The sequence below is a fragment of the Actinoalloteichus sp. GBA129-24 genome (assembly GCF_001941645.1).
Lineage (GTDB): Bacteria > Actinomycetota > Actinomycetes > Mycobacteriales > Pseudonocardiaceae > Actinoalloteichus_A > Actinoalloteichus_A fjordicus.
Genome location: NZ_CP016077.1, coordinates 153,514 through 179,317, shown reverse-complemented (window position 1 = coordinate 179,317; position 25,804 = coordinate 153,514). Strand labels below are relative to the sequence as shown.

Below are 25,804 nucleotides of genomic sequence, written 5' to 3'. Positions count from 1 at the left end.
CGGATCGTCAGCGAAGGTGTGCGTCGAACCAGTTCAGGGTGCGCTGCCAGGCCTCGGCCGCCGCGTCCTGATCTTCGTCGAATCGGTGGCCTTCCTCCGCGAAGCTGACCACGTCGATGGCGACCTGAGCGCCTGCTGCGGCCTCGCGAAGCTTCTCCACCTGGTCGACGGGGACGTCCGAATCCTGATCGCCGTAGATGCCCAGCCACGGACAGCTCAGCTCGGCGGCGAGGTCGGCCAACGGGGCCATCCCGGGTGTGACGGGCTCGATGATCCCGCCCGCGCCCACGCTGACCACGGCACCCACCGAGCGGGTCGCGGCGACGGTGAAGGCGGCCACACCGCCGAAACCGAAGCCGAGGAGGCCGATCTGGTCGGCCTGCACACCCTTGTCCACCAGCCAGACCGACACGGCGTCCACGTCGCCGAGCACCTGTTGGCCTGCATCGGCCACGCCGGAATCCCCGTCATGATCTTCTGGTGTCGTCTGCTCGGCGTCCTGCCGCGCGCCCGGCGACGGCGTCAGATGCGGTGCGACGGTCAACCAGCCCTCTACGGCCAGCGCCGCAACGAGCCCATTCAGCCGCTCGTCGACCCCGGAGGAATCATGCAAGAGCACCAGGCCGCCACGCAGCGTGTCCTCGGGTTCCGCGACGGTGACTCGCATGTCACTGCCGTCGGTCAGCGCGATGGTCTCGATCCGCGTCTGCGTCATGGCGTCAGCCAATCACGCGGGGGTGAACATCCGTCAACGTGACCAACGGAACGGACCTGTTCCCGCCTCGCGATATCGACTCCGAGTCACTATCACGAACACACTCAGCGCAAGTCTCTCTACCACCCGGGCAGAAAGACCGCAAAACGGGCGAACAGGTCGAGCTGACCTCGGCGGTCGACGGCCGACCGGGTTATTACGTGACACTAAAGAGCTAACCTCGTCTCGGTAGCCGACCCGCCCGCCGAGCGCGTCGGGCAGCGTAGGGCCGGCAGTGCCGGGAGTCGAAGCGAGGAGTCCGCCATGACCGTGCGCATTCGCGCCGACCTGGAGCAGCTTCCCGGCTATGTGCCCGGTCGCAGCATCCCCGGTGCGGTGAAGCTTGCCAGCAACGAGGTGCCGCAGGGGCCGCTGCCCAGCGTCGTCGAGGCCGTCGCGGCCGCAGCAGGCGAGATCAACCGCTATCCGGACAACTTCGGTTCCGCGCTGGTCGCGGAGCTGTCGTCCTTTCTCGACGTGCCCGCCCCGCAGCTCGCGATCGGCTGCGGCTCGGTGAGCCTCTGTCAGCAGCTTGTGCAGGCCACCTGCACTAGGGACGACGAGGTGCTCTTCGGCTGGCGCTCCTTCGAGGCCTATCCGGTGCTGGCCCACGTCGTGGGCGCCCGTCAGGTGCGTGTTCCGCTCGACGCAGGCTTCGGGCTCGACCTGCGGGCGATGGCCGAGGCCATCACGCCCGCCACTCGGCTCGTCTTCCTGTGCAATCCGAACAACCCGACCGGAACCGCCGTCCGCCGGGCGGAACTCGAGGAGTTCCTGGATCGAGTGCCCGAAGACACCCTCGTGGTGCTCGACGAGGCATATCGAGAGTTCGTCACGGACCCCGACGTGCCCGACGGCATCCGCCTCGCCGAGGAGCGATTCGCCAAGGGCAGACACAACATCGCCGTGCTGCGGACGTTCTCGAAGGCCTACGGACTCGCAGGCCTTCGCGTCGGCTACTGCTACGCCACCGGCACCATCGCGGAGGCGCTGCGCAAGGTCTACGTCCCCTTCAGCGTCAACGCGCCCGCCCAGGCGGCGGCCATCGCCTCGTTGCGCGCCCACGATCAGCTCATGGACCGCTGTGCCGCCCTGGTGGTCGAGCGGGAGCGTGTGCGCACGGCCCTCACGGAGGCGGGCTACACCGTTCCGGACACCCAGGCGAACTTCGTCTGGCTCCCGCTGGGCGAACGTACCGAGGCCTTCAACGAGCACTGCCTCACGCACAAGATCGTCGTACGCCCGTTCGCGGCCGACGGTGCCCGTGTGACGATCGGGACGCCTGAGGAGAACGACGTCTTCCTCGCCGCCGCCCGATCCTTCACCGGCTGAGCGAGCTGCCCACCATCGTCCCCGGTCAGGCGGCTCGGCCCGTGCCTGCCCTCTTGACCGGCCCATAACGGCTACGGTGGGCAGACGCGACCCAGAGGCAGAACAGTGTTTCTGTCGAAAGGAGCTGATCATGCTCACCGTCACGGACACGGCTGCGGAGACCATTCGCACGCTGCTCGCCGACCACGGAGCGCCGGAGGACGGCGGACTGCGGATCACGGCCAGCCAGGAGACCGCGACCGAGACCGCTCTCGAACTCGCGCTCGTCGCCGCGGCGGAGGAAGGGGATCAGACGGTGCCTGCGCAGGCAGGCGCCTCGGTGTTCCTCGACCCTCGTGCTGCGGACATCCTCGATGACAAACTGCTCGACGCCCATAAGGACGTGGACGGCGAGCTGAACTTCGCGCTCCGGGAACAGTCGGAGTAGCAGGCAGGCGACGGATCGACTCAGACGGAGGGCGGGCGCCGTCACGCGCCCGCCCTCCGTCGTCTTCCCTGCTCGCCCCTCATCGGCCTGCCTGCGCGCCTCGAATGGCGCGGCTCCACGCCGAATGAGCGAGACAGCCCCCGGCGGGGTGCTCAGGCTCACTCCTGCCGGTCTTCACCACGGTGCTCGAACCCGACCGCCAGGCGGGCGCCGCGCGGGCAGTCCGCTCTTCCGCTTCCTCGGTGGACGGATCGCCGGGCACAGTCGACGCTCGGCTGCCACCGTGCGAATCGGCATCGGTGGACCTCGACCGACGTGGAGCCGCCCCGTCCGGTCGGGAACCGGTCGGCTGCCGTCGGCCGTCAGTCAGCGCAGGAACTCGACCTGCGGATACAACGGCGACGGCCCGTTCAACAGCCCGTCGGGAATCCCCCGCAGCTCCTGATCGAAGAAGGCGCGCGCGTAGGCTCGCTGAGCGTCGAAGGAGTCCGCCGGATCGATCGTGCCAATCTGCTGCACGAAACCCCCGGGCGGCAGCCCGAAGGCGTCTTCGATCTGCGGATAGAGGAACTGGTAGTCGGTGTAGGAGTTGTGGCTGGCGTCCACGAGATCGAGTTGCCAGGCGTTCCCACGCAGCCGAGGCCAGACGGCATCCCAGGACTCCCACCAGCTCGGGACCTCGTAGGTCCGCTGTGTGAAAAGCAGGAAGGGCTCGTCGAATCCCTCCTCGACCACCGGGGAGAACACCGGGCCGTCCAAGGACATCGCCGCGTCGAACCTCGCGTCGCCGTGCAGCGCTGCGGCGGCCGCAGAACCGCCGAGGGAATGACCGAGCACCCCGATGTCGGCGAGGTCCAGTGCCGCGCCGAGCCCGTCGGGCAACCTCCCGCGCACGGCGTCGGAGGCGCCGTCCTCGACGATCTCGGTCAGCACGTCGACGACGAAGCTCAGGTCCTCGGCATGAACCGATGCCTGGACGCCGAAGTCGTCACCGAGATCGATCGCGGAAACGACTCGCCCACCGGGAAACTCGACGTGCCGCGCGTTGTAGGTGTGGTCGACGGTGACGACGACGTAGCCGTGACTGGCGAGTTCCTGCACGACGGACGTCCCCACGGCTCTGGGCATCCCGGAGCCCGGCGAGTAGAGCACCACCGGTCGTCCGCCAGGCACCTCGTCCACTGCGACGCCGAGCTGTCCCCTCGTCTCCGGGAGCCGGACCTGATCCATCGGCAGCCCGGTGCGCTCCTCCACGTCCGCCAGGAGCTTCTCCGCAGAGTTCGGCGGCATCCATGGTGCGGTGTCACTACCGGCTACCTTGGTCGGATACCAGACGCTGACCATCAGCTCCCGATAAGGAACCTCAGGAACCCATGGATCATTCCTCGTCTCGTCGACCACGTGCAGCTCCATAGAGCCGATGTCAGAGTCCCCGGTCGGAGCGGGCAGCGTCAATCGAATGGGGTCCGTCGGCTGCCCCGGATCGCCTGCGAGGCTCGTCTCGGCCGCCGCGACGGGAGCCAGCACCGCCGTACCGGCCAAGAGGGCGGGGAGCAGCACCGCCTTCCGCCTGACTCGACGACGGGATCGGCTGTTGATTCTCATGCCGCCCAGTCAAGATCGCCGACAGGCCGAAGGAATCCGGGACGCCCCGGATCACGAGGTAGGGGAGCACCCGACGGGGCGCGCTGCAGGCGGCCTGGCAGGCGGCCTCCGGGCCCGCTCGACGGAGGATCGAGCCTCGCCGACGACGGGACTCACGGGTCACGTCTGCCAGGCAGCCGGCTCGGTCAACCCCTCGGCGGGAACGGATCGTGGCCGTAGGTGCGGTTGTCCTGAATGGTCCCATTACGACGTCGAATCAACAGCTGGCTGTCCTGGTCGGCTCGTGCGGCCCGGACGCCCTCGTGTACTGCCGCAGTCTTGAGATGGTGATCGGAAAGCACTCTGCCACCGCGTTTGACCTGCCAGTCCGCACCGTGCGGGACGACGTTGTATCGCTTGCGCTGAGTCATGCCGTCACACTCCTCTCTCACATCCGTGCCGGCCCGTGTCGCGACCGGCAACCACTGGGCTACCCGATTCGGTCGTCGGATTCACAGCAGGCGGCCTGACTGCTCGACGACTGCAACGAAGTCCGACATCGTCCCGCCCGCCGCCGAGGCCTCCAGAGACGTGCGGGAGTGGGCGATGGAGGCACCGCAGCAGCCGAACGCTCTGAGATGCGTCGCCTGCCATGCTCCGCGACGTAGCAGCAGCACGACCGGATGCAGACGCGTCGCTGGAGGACGTCGGGCAACGGAGGGCAGCAACCGCCCGCCGGGGCTCACGATGGGGGCGGACGCGGTCCGCTCCTCGAATCCACCCCCGGTGCGGAGACCGGTCGATGTCTGCTGCCGCGACATCACCGACCGGATCAGCCGACCGCAGGGAACGAACTGCGACGAGAACTGAGACCGCCGGGGCCCACACCCCGCCACTCGGGCAAGGAGTACCGGCGGTGACCCGCGGAAGCGGAGGGATTTGAACCCCCGGACCCGTGAAGGTCTCCCGCTTTCAAGGCTGCGTCGCTGGTGATCGGCCTGTTCATCGGCGTCCGGCGGTGTCTGTTCTCGCTGGACGCCGGTACGCGCACGTCCGCGTCCGTCTCGATGCGTTGCTACACCGGTTGCTACACCTTCAGCTCGATCCGGTAGCCGTATCCGGTGGCAAGGCGGCGGAGCCGTCGCGGCAGCCGAGCGCCATGACCGGCATTGCCAGGCTGACCGGCTCGGCGCTCTGTCGGACTGGAGTCGAAGCTGGGTCCTGCTCGGCCTTCCCGCGCGTCGTCTGCGGTGGCGCATCTCCGGCAGCGGGCGGCTGGGCGTCGGCCAGACCGAGGACGCGCGTCAGCGCGCCCGCAGGGCTGAGCCGGACGCCCGGCCTACCCAAGGTGACCGTCCAGCGCGCCGCCGCAGGCGGCGCCTTGATCCCCTAGAGCCGGATTCGGCAAGGCATCAGATCAAGACGGTGTCGCGTCGATCAGGAACGTGCCGTCGTGCGCGCGAATCTGGGGCGTCGACTGGGTGATGGCGTCAGTGACGCGGACGGCATAGGCGGGTGTCATGGTCTGGGTGATCTCGTCGGCGGTCATCCAGGCGATCGAGCGAGCTTCGCCGTCGGTGTCCTCGGTCGGCGTCCCGGTGGGTGTGCAGTGAAAGACCAGCGCCACGATGCCGCGGGTCATGTTCTTGTAGACGCCGGTGAGTCGATTGACGGTGACTTCGATGCCGGTCTCTTCGAGGATTTCGCGGCGTACACCGGTTTCGAAGGTCTCATTCAATTCGAGGACTCCGCCGGGTGGCTCCCACCGTCCGTTGTCCGCCCGTCGGATGACGAGGATCTTGCCGTCGTCGCGGGTGACGACTCCGGCGACGCTGACGGAATGGCGGGGCGTGTCGACCATTTGGGCTCTGTCCTCGGTGGCTCTCGCTGTGGGATGATACTGCTCTAGTCGTCTATGCGAGGTAGTGATGATGCTCGATCTGGACGGTATCGACAGGACGGACGACCGGCCACCGTACCGGCAGATCGCGGCGATCCTGCGGCAGCAGATCAAGTCCGGCCGGCTCGCGGCAGGGGAGAAGCTGCCGTCGGAGAGTGCGTTGATCGAGCACTTCGGCGTTGCTCGGATGACCGTACGTCAGGCTGTCCAGGAGCTACGCGGTGAGGGCCTGGTCATCCCCGAACACGGCAAGGGCGTGTTCGTTCGGTCGGCTCCGCCGGTACGGCGGTTGGCATCGGATCGGTTCGCCCGACGTCACCGCGACGCGGGGAAGTCCGCGTTCCTCGCCGAGACCGAGGCGGCGGGGCAGAAGCCGCAGGTGGACCGCATCCGAGTCACCAACGAACCGGCCGGTGCCGACATCGCACGACGATTGAGACTGACCGAGGGGGATCGCATCGTCGTCCGCTCCCGGCGATACCTGGCCGACGGGCGTCCGGTGGAGATCGCGACGTCGTTCATCCCCGAGTCGATCGCGAAGGGGACGCCGATCGCCGCGACGGACACCGGCCCTGGTGGCATCTACGGTCGAATCGAGGACGCCGGGCACACCCTGGCCAGATTCGTCGAAGAGGTCTCGGCACGGATGCCGACTCCAGACGAGCGGAAGGCTCTCGACCTCGGTGCGGGCACCCCGGTGATCACGTTGACCCGTACGGCCTTCGATGCCGAGGGCACGGCGGTGGAGGTCTGCGACACGGTGAAGGCCGCCTCGGCGTTCGTGTTGGAGTACGACTTCCCCGCACGCTAGACCGATTGCAGTAGCGAACAACCCGACAAACTCATCGCAGCTCCTCTAGACGTCTATGTACTTCTTCTTACCTAGACGACTAGCCGACAGTTCGAGTAGGGAGAGAGCGCTCATGGCAGTGCCCAACGGTTACCGGTTTGCGGTGCCCTTCGACGACGTGTTCCCGGAGGGGGCGTTCGTGCTGGGTGTCGAACAGGGGATGGACTTCGACAACGGTCAGCGGCGGCCGGCCAAGGACAAGGTCAGCGGCAAGCCGGTGTGGAACGTGCAGGTCACCGACCCGTCGGCGAACGGTCGGAACACCGGCGTGGTGGTGAAGATCGCTGCGGACGTGCAGCCGGTCCCGCCGGAGGTGTTGCCGGGGACGCCGTTTCGCCCGGCGTTCTTCGAGGGGTTGACCGCGACGGCCTATGAGCAGAACGGTCGGGTGGCGTTCAGTCTGCGGGCGGCGTCGATGCACTCGGCGAACACCGGGGCCAAGCCTGCCGGTGGCAAGGGCGGTCAGTCCGGCGAGTCCGGGCGGGTGGCGGCGTGACGACCTTCATGCCCACCGCACCGCGTCTGGTCGTCCTACCCGCTGCCTGCCACAAGTTCGGCAAGTTCGCCCCGGCCACACCACCTGCCTGCGCTGCCTCGGGTGGCTGCCACTCAACTTCGGCCCGGCCGTGAACACCACGGGGCGGGGTGGTCGGGATGCCTGAACGCAGCAGGTGGATCGACCCCGCACCCCTGGAAGTCGCCCGGCCTCGGTGCCGTGGTGGACCCACTCGCCCCGATGGGCACTAGTCCTGGCCGTGCCGTTCCTGGCCGTCGGCCTCGCGGTGTGGCTGGTGACAGTCGTCCTGCGGAAGGCCGCCCGGTATCCGGTCGTGGCCTTCGTGGTCCTGGTGCTCGTCGTGGTCGGGCCGTGGTGGGGTTGGACCGTCGCCCTGGTCCTCGGTGCGGTGTTGGCCTTGGTGCTGCTCGGCTGGTGGTGGCGGTTCCGGCCGTCGTTCGTGCGCCTGGTCCTCGGCGAGGTGCGCACGGAGTGGCGACGGCTGACCGTGTACGCACCGGTATGGCATCGGACGATGCGGTTCTGCCACCTCGAACGCACGGTGGAACGCAAGACCCACGTCCCGACCTTCGTTCGGGTCCGTGCCGACGGGTGGCGCGACCGGGTCACCGTGCAACTGCTCCACGGGCAGGCTCCCGGCGAGTTCGAGACCTGCGCGGAAGCACTCGCGCACTCCTTCGGCGCCCGGTCCTGTCGCGTCCGGGTGATCGGTCCTCGCCGGATCGTCCTGGACCTGCTGCACGGCGACCCCTTGGCCTGGCCGATGTCCACACCCGCGCTCCCGAACACCACCGAGACCACCGCCGGATTCACCACCCGCGACCTACAACGAGTCCCCGTCGGACTCACCGAGTCCGGCCGCCCGTGGCTACTCCGACTCCTCGGCTCCCACATCCTTGCCGTCGGCGCGACCGGGGCGGGTAAGGCCTCGGTGGTCTGGTCCCTGCTCTGGTCCCTCGCCCCACTCCTGCGCTCGGGACTGGTCCGGGTCTACAGGATCGACCCGAAGGGCGGATGGAACTCGGCAGGGCCCCCGACCTGTTCCACCGCCTGGTGTTCGACAACGGACTTGCCGCCGTCGAGCTGCTGGAAGAGGTCGCGGCCGAGGTGAAGCAGCGGGCCGAGTCGTTCCGGGGCCAGCGGCGGGGGTGGTCTGTCGACTGCGGTCAGCCGTTCCTGCTCCTGGTGGTCGATGAGTTGGCCGATGTCGTGGCCTACCAGACCGACCGCAAACTCAAAGAACGCGCCAACTCCGCCTTGCAGACCATCACCTCCCAAGGCCGCGCACCCGCTGTCTGCGTCATCGGCGAGTTGCAAGACCCTCGTAAGGACGTCCTCTCCTTCCGGCATCTCTTCCCCACCCGGATCGCCCTGCGAGTCGACGAACCCGGCCAGGTGGACATGGTCTTGGGCGACGGCGTCCGGGAACGTGGCGCGGCTGCTCACGAGATTTCAGAGACGACTCCGGGCGTGGCGTGGGTGAAGTACACCGACCGACGCGAACCCCTCCGCGTCCGCGCGTTCCACGTCACCGATACCGACCTGGATCGACTCGTCGACTACGTCACCGGACCCGCTTCGGCCGAGGATGTCTCGGCGACGGTGCACGCCTTCCCGGTCCGCTCCGATGACGCGGACTCCGGCTCGGTGGTGCGGGGTGAGGCGGCATGACCAGTCACGACAACCCCGACCATCAACGTCACCATGACCATCTACGCTCACGTCTCGCTCGACGACAAGCGACAGGCCCTCACCCGGCTATCGGACGAACTGGCCTGAAGACGTTGCTACACCCGTTGCTACACGGGGGCGGGTGCGGTGATCTGCCTGAGGTCACCGCACTCCGCGTGACCTGCGGAAGCGGAGGGATTTGAACCCCCGGACCCGTGAAGGTCTCCCGCTTTCAAGGCGGGTGCATTCGGCCGCTCTGCCACGCTTCCTCTGTGTTGCAGAGTAGTCAATGCCCGCTCAGCCCCGCTCCCCGCCCAGTCGTTGCGTGACGCGCGCGAAGACTCGACCGAGGACGGCCTGCTCCTCACCGTCGAGCAGGTCGATCAGATGCCTGCGGACACCGTCGACATGGGTCGGCGCGGCCTTCGTCAGGACGTCATGGCCGCGCTCGGTGAGCACGGCGAAGACGCCTCGGCCGTCGCTGGGGCATTCGATCCGGTGCACCAGGCCCGCGTGCTGGAGGCGCGATATCTGGTGCGACACCCGGCTCTTCGAGGAGGCCACCTCGGCTGCGAGTTCGCTCATCCGCATCCGGCGGTCGGCTCGTTCGGAGAGCCGGACCAGGATTTCGTAGTCGGCCAAGGCCAGATCGTGTGCATCCTGCAACTCGCGATGCAGGTGGTATTCCAACAGGGAGCTGCCGACGACGTAGTTCCGCCAGGCCCGCATCTCATCGTCGTCGAGCCATTTCGGCTCGACCTGCGTTCCAGATGTCACCACCCCAGGTTATTGGTTCCGGCTCGGAACCGGACGATCCACCTCCGCTCACAGTCACCGTTCAACTACTCTCCGCACATGAACTGGCTCGGGTCGAGGGTACGGAGCTCAACGAATGGAGCAGGGGGCCAGGCGGCTGAGGCTGCCCGCCTGCTCCCGGTCCGCGTGCGGACGATCTCTTCGTCGAGCCCACGCAGGGTGACGGGCAGTGCGGACCGCGGCCTGCCCGCGAGCCCCGCAGGCAAGCCGTACCAGCACAGCTCGGCCGGCTCGGCCCTGGTCGCCGAGGCGTTTCCATGCCTGTCACGCCGCTCGGGCCCGCCATGAACTCCCGGCCGAGGCAGGGTCGACGACCCCCTCGAGGGCTCCGCCTGCATCGGGCCGAAAGGTTCACCCGCCTGGCGTAGCGCATCCGGACACCGAACCGCCCTGCTCAACCCGCTCCGCTACCGGTGATCCGGTTCGCAGCGCGGTCGGCCCCAGGGTCGACGACGCCACCCCGCACTCTCGGGTGCTGTGCCGCGACGGCACCCGTTCGCACCGCATCGCACGCACGGCGGGACACCGCGCGCCCGGTGACGAACCGGGACGGGTCCGAGTCGCGACCGGCCGAGCAGCGACGCGCCTCGGCACCGGCCTCGGTTCAGCCCCGAGAAGCCAGGACATCGACCCAGACGAGGTGGTGGTCAGAGGCCGAGTTGAGTCTGCTGAGCGGAGACTCCGGCAGCGGCCAGAACACCCCGCTGCCCACCGGGACCAGCCGCCGAGAGGGCAGCACGTAGTCGACTCGGAGATTTCCGGGGCTCTCGTCGTTGAAGTCGGCGGTGTCGAACCACGACAGGCCGCGATGCTCCCGGTTGGCGCCGCCCTGCTCCCAGGCCGCACGAATCGCACCGAGGCTGCCCGGCCACGGATCGACCAGCGTGGGGGCGTCCAGCAGTTGCGCGATCGCGCCGGGCTCGCCGTCGCCGTCCATCGGGTCGGCGTTCTGGTCGCCCGCGACGACGAACCGGGCGCCCGCAGGCAGCCCGCCCCGTCCACCCTGGTCGTCGTAGGCGTACTCGCCGAGGCCGGGGGTGACGTAGTCGGCCCAGAATCGGATCTCGTCGTGGTTGCGCAGCCGGTTGCGCCCCTCCGGACCGTCGAAGGCAGGGGGTGTCGGGTGGGAGACCAGGAAGTGCACCGTCTGCGAGCCGATGCGGATCGGCACGTCCCAGTGCGACTTCGACGACAGCGGCAGTACGTCCAGCGCCTCCGGCGAGTACCAGTCCGACGGCTCCGGGGTCTCGACGTCGTCAGGCAGCAGCGCACCGGGCATGTCCCGCCAGCGGAAGTTCTGGAAGGTGCGCACCGCGTCGAGGTCGATGGGGTGGCGGGACAGGACGACCATGCCGTACTGACCGGGGAACGCGCCGAAGCCGAGTGCGTCGTCGGGGCCGCCGATCTCGCCGTCTCGGTTGAGGTCGAACCCGCTGGGCACCCCGGTGTTCACCGGCGCCGTGTAGGCATAGGGGTAGTCGATTCCCCGCGCGCCCTGTTGCCCGACGGCCAGGTAGTTCCGTTGGAAGGCCTCGACGGCCGCACCGCCCTCGACGTGGTCGAACTCGTTGAGCAGCACGACGTCGGGCCGATTCCGCTGGATGACCTCGGCGATCTGGGCGGCCTGCTGGTCACCGGGAGCGCTCAGGTCGGCGAGCAGTTCGCCGTCGGCGGGCCGATTCAGCGAGGCGTTGAAGGTCGCGAACCGCGTCGCGCCGGGCAGCGTCGGGCGGGCGGCGCCGTCGGCCGCCATGGTGCTCGTGTCCGGGCCTGCCGAGAACGACGCCGTCGACGCCACGGCGGTCGCACCGCCCGCGGCCGCTCCGATGCTGATCGCCACGGCACTGAGTATCGCCGCAGATCCCACTGCGCCGCGCCTGACTCGGAGACCCACGGCCACTCCCTGCCCTTGTTCCACCCGCCCGAGGCCGCTCGACCGCACGCAGGCGACCCACCCGGTCGCGGCCTGACCCTGACAGAACGACGCGACGTCGGGAGGACACGGAGGTGAACGGGCGATGTGCTCCTCGGCACTCGATCACCGACGATGGCAGGGACGGCGATCGGGCGGCGACGCGAAACGGCTCGGCGCCGAGTCGGAAGGATTCTCGGCGCCGAGCCGTCATCGTCGCGTCCCGCGACCGGGTAGTCCCGCGCCCGGCGTCTCGAGCAGGCTCAGCTCGTGACGAGGTCCGCCCGGTCGGCGGGCGAGGACGCCGTCGAACGCGTCGCCGCCCGGACCGCAGCCCGCTCGGCGCGCGGCGGCACGCCGTTCACCGTCTCGGTGCTCTCGCCGTATGCCGCGGTCACGTAGGCGACGGCCTTGGCGTTGCGCTCCAGAGCGACCCGGTCGACGTTGCCGAGGTCATCCTCCGGGAAGTGGTAGTTCGGGTCGTAGGCCTCACCCGCGACACCGCCCCACTTCTCGGCCTGCTCCTCGGTCTTGAGTCCCTCCGCGCCGGTGAACAGACCACCGGAGGGGATGCCAACCGCGATGAACTCGGCGTAGTCGGATCGCCCGCTGAAGTCCGAGCCCTCCGTCTCGACGCCGCCGTCGGAGAAGTAGTCGACGAAGGCCTGTTCGATCTGCGCCGATCCGTACGGACCCGGTGCGGACAGACCCTCCGACCCGTCGCCGTCGAGGACGAAGTAGCCGGCGTTCGGCGAGCCGATCATGTCGAAGTTCAGGTACAGCGCGATGTCCAGCTGCTGCTCGAAGTCCAGGGAGCGGACGTACTCGGTAGAGCCGTGCAGTCCGAGTTCTTCCGCGCCCCACCAGGCGAAGCGCACCGCGTTGTCGACGTCGGGCGCGCCGCCAAGCTGGATCGCCGTCTCGAGCAGACCGGCCGAGCCGGTGCCGTTGTCGTTGATGCCCGCGTACACCGAGTCGAGGTGTGCCCCGGCGAGCACCACGTTGTCGGTCCGGCCGGTGCGGGTCTGGGCGATGACGTTGCGGCTGGTCCTGGTCTCGAAGCCCGCGATCAGCTCGAAGTCGACCTCGTCGCCCGCCTGGGAGAAGAGTGCGTCGCCCTCGGCGCGCGTCACTCCACCGGTCGGGATGGTCGCCAGCGACGGGTCGCCGAGCGTGCCGCTCAGCGAGCCCTCCGCGTTGTTGGCGATCAGCGCCGCCGCCGCGCCCGCCTCAGAGGCCAGTCGCGCCTTCAGCGCGAAGTCGCACTCGCCCCGACGGATCAGCAGGACGCTGCCCGCTGCCTCGACGCCTGCGTAGTCCTCGGGGGTGCAGCCCAGCTCCGAGCCTGCGGGCAGCACTGCCAGCGGCGCGGTGATCCCGCCCTCCGCGGTGCTCGGCGTGTACTCCAGCGCCTCGACCTCGACGCTCTCCCCTGCCACGGCGAGCCGCTCCGTCGTGGCGACGAAGAGCTCGTAGTCGAACTCGGGGGTGCTCACGTCGTAGCCCGCGGCCCGGAGCCTGCCCACCACGTACTCGACGCTCGCGTCGTAGCCCGGCTCCCCGTCTGCCCTGGTGCCGCCGTTCTGCTCGGCGATCCGCTGCAAGGCGATCAGGTGGCGGTTGACGCCCGTCAGGTTGACGGAGTTCGCCACGTCCTGCGGCAGGGAGCGCACCGCGAAAGTGTCCTGCTGATCCGCGACGGCGGGCGAGACCACCAGCCCGAGACCCAGACAAGCGGCGAGGACGACGGCGGCGGGTCTGGCGCCGCTTCTGGTGATCGACATAGACGATTCCCCTCAGTGTGACCAGTACAGGTGTAGGACCCGGCAGTGGACGGCGGCCGCACCGTCGACGTCACGCTGGGGGACGGACTCGGCCACCGCTGGTCACCTTCGTCGGTGGATCTGGGCGAGTCAAGGGTGGTCGTGCCGTGTCCGCACCCCGAGAATCGCCGCGCAGCCCGCGAATCCCGTGACCTCCGTCGTCCAGGCTGGCCGAGAGGTCTGGAACCAGGTGGCGGTGAGCCGCAACCGCTGCTCGACGGTCGGGCCGCCCCGCAGCATGAACTCCCCCGTCCCTGGCAGACAGCCGAGCCTGCGGCCGACGACGAGCGAACGAGGGTTCGGCGAGACAACAGCTCCGACGGTGGGTGGATGCCGGACTCGGCGCAGACGATCAGTTCGAGGAGTCCGGTGTCGTCGCCTGCGCGCCGCCAGCCGGAGGGTGCGCAGCGCGAGACCGCGCACGCGTCACGGATCGAAGGTCATGGGCGGCGATCACTGCGACTCCGGCCGGTTCATCGACTTCATACGGACCTCGGCGGGCGTCGGCACGCTCGGTCAGCCCGGAGCAACTAGCGTCAGGGGATGCGAGCGATCATGATCCGGGAGCCCGGCGGCCCCGACACGTTGGAATGGGTCGAACAGCCCGACCCGAGCGCCGCACCGGGCGAGGTCGTCATCGATGTCGCGGCGAGCGCGGTCAACCGAGCCGATCTGATGCAGCGACAGGGCTTCTACGACCCGCCGTCGGGCGCCACCCTGATCCCGGGCCTGGAGTGCTCCGGTGTGATCAGCGCCCTCGGCGCGAACGTGACCGACTGGCAGGTCGGCGACGAGGTCTGTGCGCTGCTCGCGGGCGGCGGCTACGCCGAGCGGGTGGCGGTCCCGGCAGGCCAGGTGCTGCCGGTTCCGAAGGGCGTCGACCTGGTCACGGCGGCGGGACTGCCCGAGGTCGCCTGCACCGTGTGGTCCAACATCGTCGGCGTCGGCAGGCTGACGGCAGGCGACGTGCTGCTGGTGCACGGCGGCGCGAGCGGCATCGGCACCTTCGCCATCCAGCTCGGCAAGGCCCTCGGCGCGACGGTCGCGGTGACGGCAGGCTCGGCCGATCGTGTCGCGCGATGCCGGGAACTCGGCGCGGACATCGCGATCGATCACCGGCAGGAGGACTTCGTCGCCGAAGTGCATCGGGCCACCGACGGGCATGGCGCGGACGTCGTCCTGGACAACATGGGTGCCAAGTACCTGAGTCGCAACATCGACGTCCTCGCAGCCGACGGGCGGCTGGTGATCATCGGGATGCAGGGCGGCAGGAAGGCCGAACTCGACCTCGCCGCGCTCCTCCCCAGGCGGCTGAGCATCAGCGCGACGGGACTGCGGTCCCGCCCGGTGTCCGGTCCGAGCGGCAAGGCGGTGATCGTCGCGGAGGTCGTCGAGCGGCTGTGGCCGCTGGTCGAGGACGGGCGGATTCGGCCGGTCGTGCAGGATCGCGTGCCGCTGGCCGAGGCCGCCCGCGCCCACGAGCTGCTGGAGGCGGGCGGGGTCGTCGGGAAGCTGCTGCTGGTCCGCTGACTCCCGACTGCGGGCGTCCGGTCGGCAGGCACGGTCACGCGCGTCCGCAGCGGAATGCAGGCGGGCGGTCGTGGACGCACCGGGCGAGCTCCGAGCCGGGCGGCATCGGCATCGGGTGGCGCGACAGCCCTGCCCGGCACGCCCACGGACCGACGTCACCGCCAGAAACGCGTCTGCGGGGCACTGCGGCATTCCTCGTCGATACGGCTCGCGCGCCCGTCGCCTGCACAGGCTCGGTCGGTCAGATCCGCACGACGGCGACGGCCAGTCCGGCCGTCTCGTCGTGGCGGAACCGCAGACCGAACTCCCGCGACCAGCGGTCGAGCACCGCCTGTTCGCTCAGCCGATCCGCATCGTCCACCAGCACCGTCGCACCGGGCGACAACGCGCCCCGGAGCACCGGCAGCGCGGGATACCGCGACAGGTCCGGACTCGGGCCTCGATCCGCGCTCGGCGGGCCGTCCACCAGCAGCAGGTCGACGAGGCCGTTGCGGTCGACGAAGGTCGTCACCATCTCGAAGACGACCGACGGCTCATACCAGGCGAGCCCGCCGAGGGCGGCCGGATGAGCAGTCAACGGCGTGTGCACCACCCTCGCCACCTCGGAGAGCCGTTCTCGCCGTAACTGGCTGGTGACGAACGCCGCCGCCCGCTCGTCATGCTCCAGCGCCAGCAGCCTCCCGAAGCCCCGCCTGCTCAGCAGCCTGGCCAACAGGATCGAGGAGGAGCCGCTGCCGCACTGGACCACGACACTGCGATCGCCGATCAGCACCTCGTCCAGCAGGGCGACGATCGCGGTCGGGCGCAGAGAGCCTGCGGGAAAGGGCAGATAATCGGTCAACAGGGGTCCGAGGCGCTGCCAGGCGGCGAGGTCGGCGACTGCCTGGTGAAAGGAGTCGTCCACCGATCACCTGCCCCCGTGTCGCACGCCACTGCCCCTCGATGCCCGTGGTCGACGCCGCAGGCCTGACCACGCCATTCAATCGCACCATCAGGCGCGACGACCATCATCTGATCGGGGATGCGCCCAGAAGCATCAACGCAGGCAGGCTTATGCGCACCGAGGCACACCCAGCGAAACCGGATCCCACTATGGCAACGCCACGAAAGGATCAACGACAGCGATCAGGCGGCACGGTCGGGCCGGTGAGCGCGGCGGCCGGTGCAGGTCACGAGATCCAGCAGGCGGGGCCTGCGGGCCGACACGGCCGAGGCGACGCCGCAATGCGAGGGAGCGGACGCCGAGGCGAGGCAGACTGCACCTCAGGCGAGTTCGTCGACCGCCCTGAGTAACCGCTCCACCTCGACGGCCGTCGTGTAGTGGGCGAGTCCGACCCGCACCGCGCCGCCGACCTCGCCGACGCCCAACACCGCGAAGACGTCGTGCGTCCCTGGATCGGAGAAGGCGCACACCCCGCAGCGCAGCAGGTGGTCGACGACGTCACGGGCCTTGATCCCGTTCACGGTGAACGCCATCGTGGGCACGCGTCGCATGGCATCGCCGATCACCATCACCCTCGGCAGGGCGCGTAACCCGGTCGTCAGGCTCGCCAACAGCCCGGCCTGGTATGCCTTCACCGAACCGAGCGAGGTCAACAGCCGCTCGCGTCTCGGCCCCTTCGCCGTGTCGTCGAGGGCCGCCAGATAGTCGACGGAGCCCACCAGTCCCGCCAACAGCGGATAGGCATGGGGCCCCAGCTCCAGGCGCTCCTGGCCTCGGGCGGCCGGGTCGAGGGAGACCGAGGACCACCGGTCCAGCAGGGCCGGATCTCGGAACACCAGTGCCCCGACCGGCGGGCCGCCCCAGGATGTCGCCGACACGGCGACCACGTCGGCGCCCATCGCGGTGATGTCCAGCGGCAGGAACGGTGCGGCGAAGGAGGCGTCCACCACCACGAGCGCGTCGGCGGCCGAGGCGAACTCGGCGATCTGACGGATGTCCGGCCTGGTGCCGACCGCGCCGGAGGCCGCGGTCACGGCCACCACCTGGGTCCGCTCCCCGATCAGCTCGCGGTACTGCCACTCCGGCAGCTCGCATGTCTCGATGTCGACCTCCGCCCACCGGACGGCCGCCCCGCTGCGCTGAGCGGCCCGCCGCCACGGCGCGACGTTCGCCGGGTGGTCGAGCCGAGAGACGATGACCTCGTCGCCCAGCACCCAGTTCTCCGACACGACCTCGGCGAGCCGTTGGAGCAGCACCGCCGCGCTCGGCCCCAGGACGACCCCGGCCGGGTTGGCCCCCACCAGGTCGGCGATCGAGCGACGTGCCGCCTCCACGATCGCCGCCGAGCGTTGTGACGCAGGAAACAGTCCGCCGGGACCGGAGACGGGAGCGCGCAGTGCGGTGGCGACGGCGGTGGCGACCTGCTCCGGCACCTGCATGCCCGCAGGCGAGTCGAGATGCACCCAGCCATCGCCCAGCGCGGGGAACAGTCCGCGCACTCGTGCGACGTCGAACGCCATACGAACACCGTACGGAGCCGCTGCCGACGGCTTCTGCGCGGGTCAGGACCGGTGGACCCGCGGAAAGTACACGCCGCGAGCGGGCGCCCACGCTCCCGGCCCGCGCCGATTCGAGCGGCCCGGCTCGGACGTGATCCGCCGCCCCGGCCGCCCGAGCGAGCCGCCCGGCAGGAGCAGGCCCGCTGCGAGCACCGCCGCAGGCAGACGACAGGGAGCATCCGGGCCGGTAGACGGTGCGCGGGAGCACGAGGACGCGGGTGGTGAGACCGACGACACGTCGACACGGCCGCAGGCGGCGCGGCGAGGCGACTCCGGTCGGGCTCTTGACACGCCCGATATGTGCCGGGTCCAGGATGGGGACATGAGTCGCGAGAGGGAGAACGGACAGGGCCACCCCGACCAGGTGGATGCCGACGAGCGGCACCGGGTCGTCCTCATCGGCGACGACGGCCTGCCGTTGGAGACCGAGGAGGGCGTCGAGGCCGACGCCGACGAACTCGGTCAACACGACGGGGAGCAGATCGCCGACCTGGTGGAGCAGCCCGCGAAGGTGATGCGCATCGGAACCATGATCAAACAGCTGTTGGAGGAGGTCAGGGCGGCGCCGCTCGACGAGGCGAGCCGCAGCAGGCTCCGCGAGATCCACGTCTCCTCGATCAAGGAGCTGGAGCAGGGGCTGGCACCGGAGCTGGTCCGCGAACTGGAGCGGCTGTCCCTGCCCTTCGAGGAGGAGTCGGTGCCGTCCGAGGCCGAGCTGCGAATCGCCCAGGCCCAGCTCGTCGGCTGGTTGGAGGGCCTCTTCCACGGCATCCAGACCGCGTTGTTCGCCCAGCAGATGGCGGCCAGGGCGCAACTCGAGCAGATGCGTCGCGGAGCGCTGCCGCCGGGCACCAAAGCCACCGAGCCGGGTGAGTCCAGCCCCCTGCGGGGCATGGGTCAGTACCTGTGAATGCGGCGGAACATCGCAACACAGGGCTGAAGGGTCACCCGAACTGGTGATCTGAGGGAGTAACGGGAGCGTGACCTACCGGCGACGGACCACACACACCGTCGCCGGTACTCTCTCCCCCGTGCAGGCAACCAGCACGCGTGAGCGTACGACCGAGCCGCCCCAGCCCTCTTACCGAAGCTGGAGCCGTGCCTTCGGCGACCTGCGCCGAGGATGGCAGCAGCGCCCGTTGTGGGGCTACCTCGGCTGGCAGGACATCAAGCAGGGTTACAACCGCTCGGTGATCGGCCCGCTGTGGATCACGATCAGCATGGCCGTCACGGCATTCGCCCTCGGCGTGCTCTATTCGACGTTGTTCGATCAGGACCTCGCGGTACACCTGCCGTATCTGACGGTCGGTTTCATCGTGTGGAACTTCATCGCGGGCAACGTCAACGAGGGTGCCTCGGTCTTCATCGCCAATGAGGGGCTGATCAAGCAGCTCCCGGCGCCGCTGTCGGTGCACGTGTATCGACTGGTGTGGCGACAGATGCTGTTCTTCGCCCACAACCTGGTCGTCTACGTCATCCTGATGTTCATCTTCCCGAAGCCGCTCGGCTTCCACAGTCTGATGGCCGTTCCCGCGTTCGCCGTCCTGGCGATCAACGCGATGTGGATGGCGATCCTGGTGGGCATCATCTCCACCCGGTTCCGGGACATCCCGCCCGTCACCGGCAGTCTCATGCAGCTGTTGTTCTTCATGACGCCGATCGTGTGGAACTACGACATCATCGCCGACCGCAGCGAGGAAGTGGCTGCCCAGCTCTGGGTCGTGCAGTTGAACCCGTTCCTGCACTTCCTGGAGATCATCCGGCAGCCGATGCTCGGCGAGTGGGCCTCGTGGCACCATTGGGCCATCGTCGGCGGCATCACCGTCCTCGGCTGGGGGGCTGCCCTGGTCATCCTGCGCAACTACCGTGCCCGTGTGTCCTACTGGGTCTGAGTGAGGCCGTAACAAGTGGTCAGCATCGACGTCTGGAACGCTTCGGTCGACTTCCCGATCTTCGACGCGAAGTCTCGTTCTCTGAAGAAGGCCGTGCTCAACAAGGCGGGCGGCAGAATCGGCACCGACACGAAGGTGCCGCAGATCGAAGCACTGCGCGATATCAACCTGTCGCTCGGCGACGGCGATCGCGTGGCGCTGGTCGGTCACAACGGCGCAGGGAAGTCCACCCTGCTGCGGCTGCTGACCGGCATCTACGAGCCGACCAGGGGCCATTCCCAGATCGTCGGGAAGGTCGCGCCGGTCTTCGACCTCGCCGTGGGCATGGACCCGGAGATCTCCGGCTACGAGAACATCATCATTCGCGGGCTGTTCCTCGGAATGTCGCGCAGGCAGATGGAGAAGCGGACCGACGAGATCGCCGAGTTCTCCGAGCTGGGCGATTATCTGGCGATGCCGCTGCGCACCTACTCCACCGGTATGCGGGTCCGGCTGGCACTCGGCGTGGTCACCTCCATCGACCCCGAGATCCTGCTGTTGGACGAGGGCATCGGCGCGGTCGACGCCGCGTTCCTGGAGAAGGCTCGCGACCGACTGAATGATCTGGTCAAGCGATCCGGAATGCTCGTCTTCGCCTCACATTCCGACGAGTTCCTCGTCGAACTGTGCAACACGGCGATCTGGATGGACAAGGGTCGTATCCGCGAACACGGCTCGCTGCGCGAGGTCCTCACCCATTACAAGGGCAAGGACCCGTTCGAGAGCCTGACCCCGGAGACTCTGGCGCGCATCAGCTCGCCGGTCACGGTGAACGGTGCAGGTGAGCAGGAATGACACACGGCACTCCCTCGTCCGCCAGTGCCGATGAGCACGACGGAGAAGCCTCGACCCTGCCGCCGGGATCAGTGGTCGCGGTCATCGTCACCCGACATCGCGCCGAGCTGCTCGCCGACTCGCTCAAGGTGATCGCGGCGCAGACCCATCGCCCCGACCACGTCATCGTCGTGGACAACGGACCCGATCAGCCCGCGCGCGCGATCGTGGAGTCCTGCCCGCTGCCCACCACCTACCTCGTCTCGCACCGCAATCTCGGTGGTGCGGGCGGCTTCGCGCTCGGCATGCTGCACGCCCTGTCACTGGGCGCCGAGTGGGTGTGGCTGGGCGACGACGACGGCAGGCCCGGCGACGAGACCGCGCTGGAGACCCTGATGTCGGAGGCCGAGCAGCGCAGGCTGGCCGTCGTGTCGCCGGTCGTGGTCAACATCAACGATCCGGATCTACTGGCGTTCCCGCTGCGGCGCGGCCTGACCTGGAAGCGACGCAGGCGCGAGCTGGGCACCACATTCCTCCCCGGCATCGCCTCGTTCTTCAACGGGGCACTGTTCCGCGCGAGCGCGCTCGACGTGGTCGGCGTGCCCGACTACCGGCTGTTCTTCCGCGGCGACGAGGTGGAGATCCACCGCAGGGTGGTGCGCTCCGGCCTGCCGTTCGGCACCTCGCTCCGGGCGACCTTCGTGCATCCGGACGGCTCGGCCGAGTTCAAGCCGATGCTCGGCGGCCGATTCCACGCGCAGGACCCCGAGGACCCGGTCAAGCGCTACTACACCTACCGCAACCGGGGCTACCTGCTGTCGCAGCCGGGAATGCGCAGGCTCGGCCTGCTGGAGGTCTTCCGCTTCGGCCTGTACTTCCTGGCCGTCCGTCGCGACCCCAAGGCGTTCGGCCAGTGGCTCAAGCTCGTCCGGCAAGGTCGTCGGGAGCACTTCTTCCGCAAGTGATCTGCGGCGTCCGCACCGCAGCGAGGCCGTCTCGTCCGCAGCGACGAGGCGGTCTCGTCGTCTGTCGTCGACCGCGTGGACGGCCCGGCGATCGACGCGAGGCCTGCCGCCGCCGACGCGTCAGGAGCCGCGATGGCCGCGGGTCGGCGTGTCCCCCGCCGTCGAGACCGGCGCGTCCGCAGGGCACGCACGCCCGGACCGTTGCGCCCACGGTGAAAACTGCTGCCCCCGGCAGACCGGTCCGGTCTGATGGAGCCATGAGCACGCCTGGGCAGGCCTTGATCCTGCATCCCGTCAACGGCAGCGGTCCACTCACCATCGCGGTGTCCGACGACGCCGCGCAGGCCCTGCGTACCCGGCTGGTCGAGCTGGTCCAGAACGGCGCGACCGAGGCGGTGCCGACGCAGGACGGCGGAGAGATCATCGTCAACTTCGCTCAGCTGGTGACCGCGCATCTCAGTGCGCTGGGCCGGGGAACCGCCGCCTACGGCAGGCCTGCCAAGACCGACTAGGCCCGTCCGTGCCGGGCACGGTGACCGGGCGGTGTCGACGCCGGGGACATCCGGGCCCCGGCGCCGCCCAAGTGCACGAAGGGCGGTCGTGACCGGGAATTCTCCGGTCACGACCGCCCTCTAGTCGTGCGGCGGCGGTCTCCTCGGCCGTCGGTGGCCGTCGCCGCCGGTGTCGGCGTCAGTCGCCGAAGACCCGCTTCCACGAGTCGGCGCTGGTCAGCTCCGGCATGGCGTCCCGGTAGGCACGCTTGAGCCGAGGCCACTCCCGCATCAGGCGCCGGTAGTTGTTGATCACCTGGGCACCCAGCCTGCGGAACTCCTCCGGGTCGCGGCGGCGGAACGCCACCCCGGAGCCGTCCGCGTTGGACACGGTCGCGCTGTCCAGCGAGCCCAGCAGGAACCACAGCGCGCTGCTCGACGGCACGTTCATCTGCGGCCGTTCCTTGGCCGCCGTCTCCGGTGCGCGAAGGTTGTGCAGCAGCGCCTTCGAGGCGCGCGCCGCGATGACCACGGGGTTCACCGGCGGCTTCAGCATCGTCTCGGCCCGGACCATGTCGAAGGTCGGCGGCGGGAACTCGCGCGACGAAGGCAGTACCTGCGCGTCGCTGTAGTTGCTCCGCAGCGTGCGCACCTCCGGCAACGCCGTGCGCAACGACTCGACAAGGCCGTCCGGCCCCGCCAGGAAGTCCTCGATCGCCTTCTGCTGCACCGCGACGGTGGAGTACTCCATCGACAGCAGATGCCGCAGCGACAGCTTGAGGCCCTGCTTGAGCAGAGTCCGCCGCACGTCGTAGGGGCTGTGCAGTACGGCGAGGATCAGCCGGTTGCGGGTGTGGAAGTAGGCCGTCCAGTCCGTGGCGTCGTTCTTGTCCGTCCACGGCATGTGCCAGACCGCCGAACCGGGCAGGCTCACCGTCGGGAAGCCGTGCTCGGCCGCCCGCAGCGAGTACTCCGCGTCATCCCACTTGATGAACAGGGGCAGCGGGTACCCGGTGCGCTCGATGACCTCGCGCGGGAAGTTGCACATCCACCACCCGTTGTAGGTGGCGTTGATCCGGCTGTGCAGCTCCGGGGTCTCGCGGAGCGACTCCTCGCCGAAGTCGTGGTCCACGACGGCGCCCGGTGCGGGACGCCAGAAGCAGGTGTTGAGGTCGACGACCTCGCCCATGCTGTGCAGCCGTGCCCGCGCCTGGAGGTTCAGCATGTGGCTGCCGACCACCACCGGCTGCGCCAGCGCCCTGGTGAAGGCGTTGGAGCGAAGCACCGAGTCCGGTTCGAGGCGGATGTCGTCGTCCATCAGCATGACCTGATCGACGTCGGTGTGCTCGATCGCCTCGTAGAGGCCTCGGGTGAAGCCGCCAGAGCCGCCGAGGTTCTCCTGCTCGATGACCTGGAGCCTGCTGCCGAGGAGCTTGGCCGCCTCGGCGAAGCCCTCGGTGTCTCGGACCTTCACGTTGCCCTGGTCGGCGACGAAGACCTTCTCGACGACGTCGAGGACGTCCCGGTCCTCGCCGAGTGCCCGCAGCGCGATCACGGCGTCGACGGGGCGCATGGTCGTGATGCCGATCGCCATCTTCTGCCGAGGCAGGTCCTCGTCAGTGGTCCAGGCGGCGTCCTTGATCTGAAGCGGGGAGTCGTCGGTGAAGATGTCGAACCAGATCCAGCCGCCGTCCTCGAACGGCGCCAGGCTGACCCGGATCTCCACCGTGCTCCACGCCTTGGCGCTGCGGACCGGGTGGCCTTCAAGGTGGACGATGTCGCCGCTGGGCTTCGAGCGGTACAGGTCGACGCGCCCCGTGCCCTTCACCGACAGCCGGAGCGTCACCTCGTCGACGCGCGTCCACCGCTTCCAGTAACTGGCGGGGAACGCGTTGAAGTACGCCGCGAAGGACACCTTCGCCGACGGGGGCACCGTCACCGCGTGCCTGCCGGAGACGTGCGTGTGCAGATTCTCCGGCTCGTCGAGGTACAGCGGACGGACGTCGAGCGGGTCCTCGTCCCTCGGCAGGATAAGGCGTTGCAGCACCTGCGCCGGCTGGACACCGGAGCGGCTGCTCACCCGGACCGAGGTCTGATCACTGACCTTGCTGTCGATGACGTCGGCGTCGGCGGCGGGAACGGACTCCCCTGCCTCGCCGTCGGCGGGCGCGGGATCGTGCTGACGGGTCGCCTTCGGCGGCCCGGGTTGCTCGGTCACGTCTCAGTCCTCCAGCGAGCCGTCGAGCGAGCGGCCCTCGGTGAAGTAGGGGGCGATGCGGTTGTCGAACATGCTCAGCGCCGAACCGATGGCCATGTGCATGTCAAGGTACTTGTAGGTACCGAGCCTGCCACCGAAGAGGACCTTGCGCTGCTTCGCCTCCTGCTTGGCGAGCTCGCGGTACTTCTCCAGCTTGGCCCGGTCCTCGGCGGTGTTGATCGGGTAGTACGGCTCGTCCTTCTCCTCGGCGAACCGGGAGAACTCGCGCACCACGACGGTCTTGTCGGTCGGGTACTCCCGCTCCGGATGGAAGTGCCGGAACTCGTGGATGCGGGTGTAGGTGACGTCCTCGTCGGCGTAGTTCATCACCGGGGTGCCCTGGAAGTCCCCGATCGGCAGCACCTCCTGCTCGAAGTCCAGCGTCCGCCACGACAGCGCGCCCTCGGCGTAGTCGAAGTAGCGGTCCAGCGCGCCGGTGAAGACGATCGGAGCGCCCTCGGGCAGCTGGTCGCGGACGTCGAAGAAGTCGACACCCAGCCGGACCTCGATGTTCTCGTGCTCGGCCATCTTCTCCAGCCACGCGGTGTACCCGTCGACGGGCAGACCCTCGTAGGTGTCGTTGAAGTACCGATTGTTGAAGTTGTAACGAACGGGAAGGCGCGAGATGATCGCGGCGGGCAGGTTCTTCGGGTCGGTCTGCCACTGCTTGGCGGTGTAGCCCCGGACGAACGCCTCGTACAGCGGGCGACCGATCAGCGAGATCGCCTTCTCCTCGAGGTTCGAGGCCTCCTTGGTGTCGATCTCGCCCGCCTGCTCGGCGACCAGCGCCTTGGCCTGCTCCGGCGTCAGGTACTCACCGAAGTACTCGCAGATCGTCGCCAGGTTGACCGGCATCGGGAAAACCCGGCCCTGGAAGATCGTGAACACCCGGTGTTGGTAATCCGTGAAGTCGGTGAACTGGTTGACGTAATCCCACACCCGCTTGTTCGAGGTGTGGAACAGGTGTGCCCCGTAGCGGTGCACCTCGATCCCGGTCTCGGGCTCGGCCTCAGAATACGCGTTGCCTCCGATGTGCTCACGGCGATCGAGCACCAGTACCCGCTTGTTCAGCTGGGTGGCGGCCCGCTCGGCAACCGTAAGACCGAAGAAACCCGAACCCACAACGATCAAGTCATAGCCATCAAAGCTCACGGTCGTCGAGAGTACTAATAGCGTCGTCGACGCATGAACCCACCGTCTCCTCACGGGCCCGGCGCCGGGACGGGTGCCCCCGCGCGGCGGTCGAGGGCTCCGGCACAGCGGCCGCGCCGAGGGAGCCCATGTCCACGGAGATCGCAGGCCATCTGCCGCGTCACCTGCCGAATCACCCGCCCGGCCGCGATCGGCATCCGACCGATGGACTACCCGAGTCCTCGCCGAGACGACGACGCACAGAGCGATGACGCACCGGAGGAAGACAGGGCGCGGACGGGCCTCCTCGACCCGTCTGATGACTCGAATCGACCGATCTCGACACGATCACCGATCGATCGTCGGCGGTCCCGACGAACCACCGCCCAGGACTCCGATTCGACTGATCGCCTATTTCACCGCGACCTCACCGGCCGCGGAGCACTCGAACGATCACCTTCCGTGACAATCAATGCGCGAGGAATATCCGCTACCCGAAGAAGAGCGGCGCACTCGATCCGGACAACGGGGCCGACACCGACCCGTCGGTCCATCCGGCGCTCGGGCCGGAGTACTACGCCAGGCAGCGGTTGCTCATCAGATGATTTACCCCGGAGAATGACGACCACTCCGCCGC

Annotated in this window: 23 protein-coding genes and 2 tRNA genes; 12 read left to right on the top strand and 13 right to left on the bottom strand. The window is 68.8% G+C overall.

Going from position 1 to position 25,804, the window contains the following annotated elements; all coding sequences use genetic code 11:
• Window positions 1-7: 7 nt before the first annotated feature.
• A complete protein-coding gene (locus UA75_RS00790) occupies window positions 8-715 on the bottom strand; it encodes a dienelactone hydrolase family protein (protein WP_075738004.1) in 708 nt (235 codons plus the stop codon).
• 303 nt (window positions 716-1,018) lie between these two features.
• Between UA75_RS00790 and hisC the strand changes: the two genes are divergently transcribed.
• Both hisC and UA75_RS00780 read left to right on the top strand, forming a co-directional pair.
• Window positions 1,019-2,086, top strand: a complete 1,068-nt coding sequence (gene hisC / locus UA75_RS00785) for a histidinol-phosphate transaminase (RefSeq protein ID WP_075738002.1) — start codon at window positions 1,019-1,021, stop codon at window positions 2,084-2,086.
• Between the two features lie 130 nt (window positions 2,087-2,216).
• A complete protein-coding gene (locus UA75_RS00780) occupies window positions 2,217-2,513 on the top strand; it encodes a hypothetical protein (protein WP_075738000.1) in 297 nt (98 codons plus the stop codon).
• Between the two features lie 366 nt (window positions 2,514-2,879).
• On the opposite strand, the gene UA75_RS00775 is transcribed toward UA75_RS00780, so the two are convergent.
• From UA75_RS00775 to UA75_RS00760, 4 genes are all read right to left on the bottom strand, one after another.
• Window positions 2,880-4,118: a hypothetical protein gene (locus UA75_RS00775; protein WP_075737998.1), complete on the bottom strand. Its 1,239-nt coding sequence runs from the start codon at window positions 4,116-4,118 to the stop codon at window positions 2,880-2,882.
• A gap of 185 nt (window positions 4,119-4,303) precedes the next feature.
• The gene (locus UA75_RS00770; protein ID WP_075737996.1) at window positions 4,304-4,528 is read right to left on the bottom strand and encodes a DUF2188 domain-containing protein; all 225 of its coding nucleotides are present in this window, start codon (window positions 4,526-4,528) and stop codon (window positions 4,304-4,306) included.
• A gap of 491 nt (window positions 4,529-5,019) precedes the next feature.
• Window positions 5,020-5,154, bottom strand: a tRNA-Ser gene (locus UA75_RS32385).
• 360 nt (window positions 5,155-5,514) lie between these two features.
• Complete coding sequence (locus UA75_RS00760; RefSeq protein WP_075737992.1) at window positions 5,515-5,958, bottom strand: NUDIX hydrolase; 444 nt, start codon at window positions 5,956-5,958, stop codon at window positions 5,515-5,517.
• A gap of 67 nt (window positions 5,959-6,025) precedes the next feature.
• On the opposite strand from UA75_RS00760, the gene UA75_RS00755 reads away from it, so the two are divergent.
• From UA75_RS00755 to UA75_RS34255, 4 genes are all read left to right on the top strand, one after another.
• The gene (locus UA75_RS00755; protein ID WP_232237586.1) at window positions 6,026-6,808 is read left to right on the top strand and encodes a GntR family transcriptional regulator; all 783 of its coding nucleotides are present in this window, start codon (window positions 6,026-6,028) and stop codon (window positions 6,806-6,808) included.
• 112 nt (window positions 6,809-6,920) lie between these two features.
• Window positions 6,921-7,343 carry a hypothetical protein gene (locus UA75_RS00750; RefSeq protein ID WP_075737990.1) on the top strand — a complete coding sequence of 141 codons (423 nt, stop codon included), beginning with the start codon at window positions 6,921-6,923 and terminating at the stop codon, window positions 7,341-7,343.
• A 214-nt stretch (window positions 7,344-7,557) separates the two neighbouring features.
• Entirely contained in the window at window positions 7,558-8,475 is a 918-nt protein-coding gene (locus tag UA75_RS34260; RefSeq protein WP_232237585.1) for an FtsK/SpoIIIE domain-containing protein, read from the top strand.
• A complete protein-coding gene (locus UA75_RS34255) occupies window positions 8,418-9,035 on the top strand; it encodes a hypothetical protein (protein WP_232237584.1) in 618 nt (205 codons plus the stop codon). Before UA75_RS34260 ends, UA75_RS34255 begins: the two co-directional genes overlap by 58 nt.
• A 184-nt stretch (window positions 9,036-9,219) precedes the next feature.
• On the opposite strand, the gene UA75_RS00740 is transcribed toward UA75_RS34255, so the two are convergent.
• From UA75_RS00740 to UA75_RS00725, 4 genes are all read right to left on the bottom strand, one after another.
• Window positions 9,220-9,304 (bottom strand) — tRNA-Ser (locus UA75_RS00740).
• Between the two features lie 28 nt (window positions 9,305-9,332).
• On the bottom strand, window positions 9,333-9,764 hold the full coding sequence (locus tag UA75_RS00735; protein ID WP_157434533.1) for a MarR family winged helix-turn-helix transcriptional regulator: 432 nt from the start codon (window positions 9,762-9,764) through the stop codon (window positions 9,333-9,335).
• Window positions 9,765-10,455: 691 nt separating this feature from the next.
• Window positions 10,456-11,604, bottom strand: a complete 1,149-nt coding sequence (locus tag UA75_RS00730) for an endonuclease/exonuclease/phosphatase family protein (protein ID WP_083683874.1) — start codon at window positions 11,602-11,604, stop codon at window positions 10,456-10,458.
• Between the two features lie 422 nt (window positions 11,605-12,026).
• Window positions 12,027-13,547, bottom strand: coding sequence for a M28 family peptidase (locus UA75_RS00725; protein ID WP_075737988.1), 1,521 nt, complete (start codon window positions 13,545-13,547; stop codon window positions 12,027-12,029).
• Between the two features lie 582 nt (window positions 13,548-14,129).
• On the opposite strand from UA75_RS00725, the gene UA75_RS00720 reads away from it, so the two are divergent.
• Window positions 14,130-15,116, top strand: a complete 987-nt coding sequence (locus UA75_RS00720; RefSeq protein ID WP_075737986.1) for an NAD(P)H-quinone oxidoreductase — start codon at window positions 14,130-14,132, stop codon at window positions 15,114-15,116.
• Between the two features lie 241 nt (window positions 15,117-15,357).
• Here the strand turns inward: UA75_RS00720 and UA75_RS00715 are convergent, their stop codons facing one another.
• Together UA75_RS00715 and UA75_RS00710 are read right to left on the bottom strand one after the other, a co-directional pair.
• Complete coding sequence (locus UA75_RS00715) at window positions 15,358-16,020, bottom strand: class I SAM-dependent methyltransferase (RefSeq protein WP_075737984.1); 663 nt, start codon at window positions 16,018-16,020, stop codon at window positions 15,358-15,360.
• Window positions 16,021-16,379: 359 nt separating this feature from the next.
• A complete protein-coding gene (locus UA75_RS00710) occupies window positions 16,380-17,579 on the bottom strand; it encodes a cysteine desulfurase-like protein (RefSeq protein ID WP_075737982.1) in 1,200 nt (399 codons plus the stop codon).
• 361 nt (window positions 17,580-17,940) lie between these two features.
• On the opposite strand from UA75_RS00710, the gene UA75_RS00705 reads away from it, so the two are divergent.
• The 5 genes from UA75_RS00705 (at window position 17,941) to UA75_RS00685 (ending at window position 21,800) form a co-directional block, all read left to right on the top strand.
• Window positions 17,941-18,528 carry a bacterial proteasome activator family protein gene (locus UA75_RS00705; protein WP_075737980.1) on the top strand — a complete coding sequence of 196 codons (588 nt, stop codon included), beginning with the start codon at window positions 17,941-17,943 and terminating at the stop codon, window positions 18,526-18,528.
• A 121-nt stretch (window positions 18,529-18,649) separates the two neighbouring features.
• Window positions 18,650-19,510 (top strand): ABC transporter permease, encoded by an 861-nt coding sequence (locus tag UA75_RS00700; protein WP_075743258.1) that lies wholly within the window; start codon window positions 18,650-18,652, stop codon window positions 19,508-19,510.
• Between the two features lie 15 nt (window positions 19,511-19,525).
• Window positions 19,526-20,344 carry an ABC transporter ATP-binding protein gene (locus tag UA75_RS00695; RefSeq protein ID WP_075737978.1) on the top strand — a complete coding sequence of 273 codons (819 nt, stop codon included), beginning with the start codon at window positions 19,526-19,528 and terminating at the stop codon, window positions 20,342-20,344.
• Window positions 20,341-21,288, top strand: coding sequence for a glycosyltransferase (locus tag UA75_RS00690; protein WP_075737976.1), 948 nt, complete (start codon window positions 20,341-20,343; stop codon window positions 21,286-21,288). The genes UA75_RS00695 and UA75_RS00690 overlap by 4 nt, the downstream gene beginning before the upstream one ends.
• A 257-nt stretch (window positions 21,289-21,545) precedes the next feature.
• A complete protein-coding gene (locus UA75_RS00685; protein ID WP_075737974.1) occupies window positions 21,546-21,800 on the top strand; it encodes a hypothetical protein in 255 nt (84 codons plus the stop codon).
• A gap of 178 nt (window positions 21,801-21,978) precedes the next feature.
• On the opposite strand, the gene UA75_RS00680 is transcribed toward UA75_RS00685, so the two are convergent.
• A complete protein-coding gene (locus UA75_RS00680) occupies window positions 21,979-23,997 on the bottom strand; it encodes a glycosyltransferase (RefSeq protein WP_083682823.1) in 2,019 nt (672 codons plus the stop codon).
• Between the two features lie 3 nt (window positions 23,998-24,000).
• Entirely contained in the window at window positions 24,001-25,188 is a 1,188-nt protein-coding gene (gene glf, locus UA75_RS00675; protein ID WP_075737972.1) for a UDP-galactopyranose mutase, read from the bottom strand.
• Window positions 25,189-25,804 lie beyond the last annotated feature (616 nt).

What these genes read in the sequence shown, in the direction of transcription:
- UA75_RS00720 (WP_075737986.1), top strand. Translation starts at nt 14,130, where the DNA reads ATGCGAGCGATCATGATCCGGGAGCCCGGCGGCCCCGACACGTTGGAA.
- UA75_RS00730 (WP_083683874.1), bottom strand. Translation starts at nt 11,604, where the DNA reads ATGGCGGCCGACGGCGCCGCCCGCCCGACGCTGCCCGGCGCGACGCGG.
- UA75_RS00755 (WP_232237586.1), top strand. Translation starts at nt 6,026, where the DNA reads ATGATGCTCGATCTGGACGGTATCGACAGGACGGACGACCGGCCACCG.
- UA75_RS00685 (WP_075737974.1), top strand. Translation starts at nt 21,546, where the DNA reads ATGAGCACGCCTGGGCAGGCCTTGATCCTGCATCCCGTCAACGGCAGC.
- UA75_RS00725 (WP_075737988.1), bottom strand. Translation starts at nt 13,547, where the DNA reads ATGTCGATCACCAGAAGCGGCGCCAGACCCGCCGCCGTCGTCCTCGCC.
- UA75_RS00780 (WP_075738000.1), top strand. Translation starts at nt 2,217, where the DNA reads ATGCTCACCGTCACGGACACGGCTGCGGAGACCATTCGCACGCTGCTC.
- UA75_RS00690 (WP_075737976.1), top strand. Translation starts at nt 20,341, where the DNA reads ATGACACACGGCACTCCCTCGTCCGCCAGTGCCGATGAGCACGACGGA.
- UA75_RS00750 (WP_075737990.1), top strand. Translation starts at nt 6,921, where the DNA reads ATGGCAGTGCCCAACGGTTACCGGTTTGCGGTGCCCTTCGACGACGTG.
- UA75_RS00705 (WP_075737980.1), top strand. Translation starts at nt 17,941, where the DNA reads ATGAGTCGCGAGAGGGAGAACGGACAGGGCCACCCCGACCAGGTGGAT.
- UA75_RS00735 (WP_157434533.1), bottom strand. Translation starts at nt 9,764, where the DNA reads ATGCGGGCCTGGCGGAACTACGTCGTCGGCAGCTCCCTGTTGGAATAC.
- UA75_RS00790 (WP_075738004.1), bottom strand. Translation starts at nt 715, where the DNA reads ATGACGCAGACGCGGATCGAGACCATCGCGCTGACCGACGGCAGTGAC.
- UA75_RS00770 (WP_075737996.1), bottom strand. Translation starts at nt 4,528, where the DNA reads ATGACTCAGCGCAAGCGATACAACGTCGTCCCGCACGGTGCGGACTGG.
- UA75_RS00775 (WP_075737998.1), bottom strand. Translation starts at nt 4,118, where the DNA reads ATGAGAATCAACAGCCGATCCCGTCGTCGAGTCAGGCGGAAGGCGGTG.
- UA75_RS00760 (WP_075737992.1), bottom strand. Translation starts at nt 5,958, where the DNA reads ATGGTCGACACGCCCCGCCATTCCGTCAGCGTCGCCGGAGTCGTCACC.
- UA75_RS00710 (WP_075737982.1), bottom strand. Translation starts at nt 17,579, where the DNA reads ATGGCGTTCGACGTCGCACGAGTGCGCGGACTGTTCCCCGCGCTGGGC.
- hisC (WP_075738002.1), top strand. Translation starts at nt 1,019, where the DNA reads ATGACCGTGCGCATTCGCGCCGACCTGGAGCAGCTTCCCGGCTATGTG.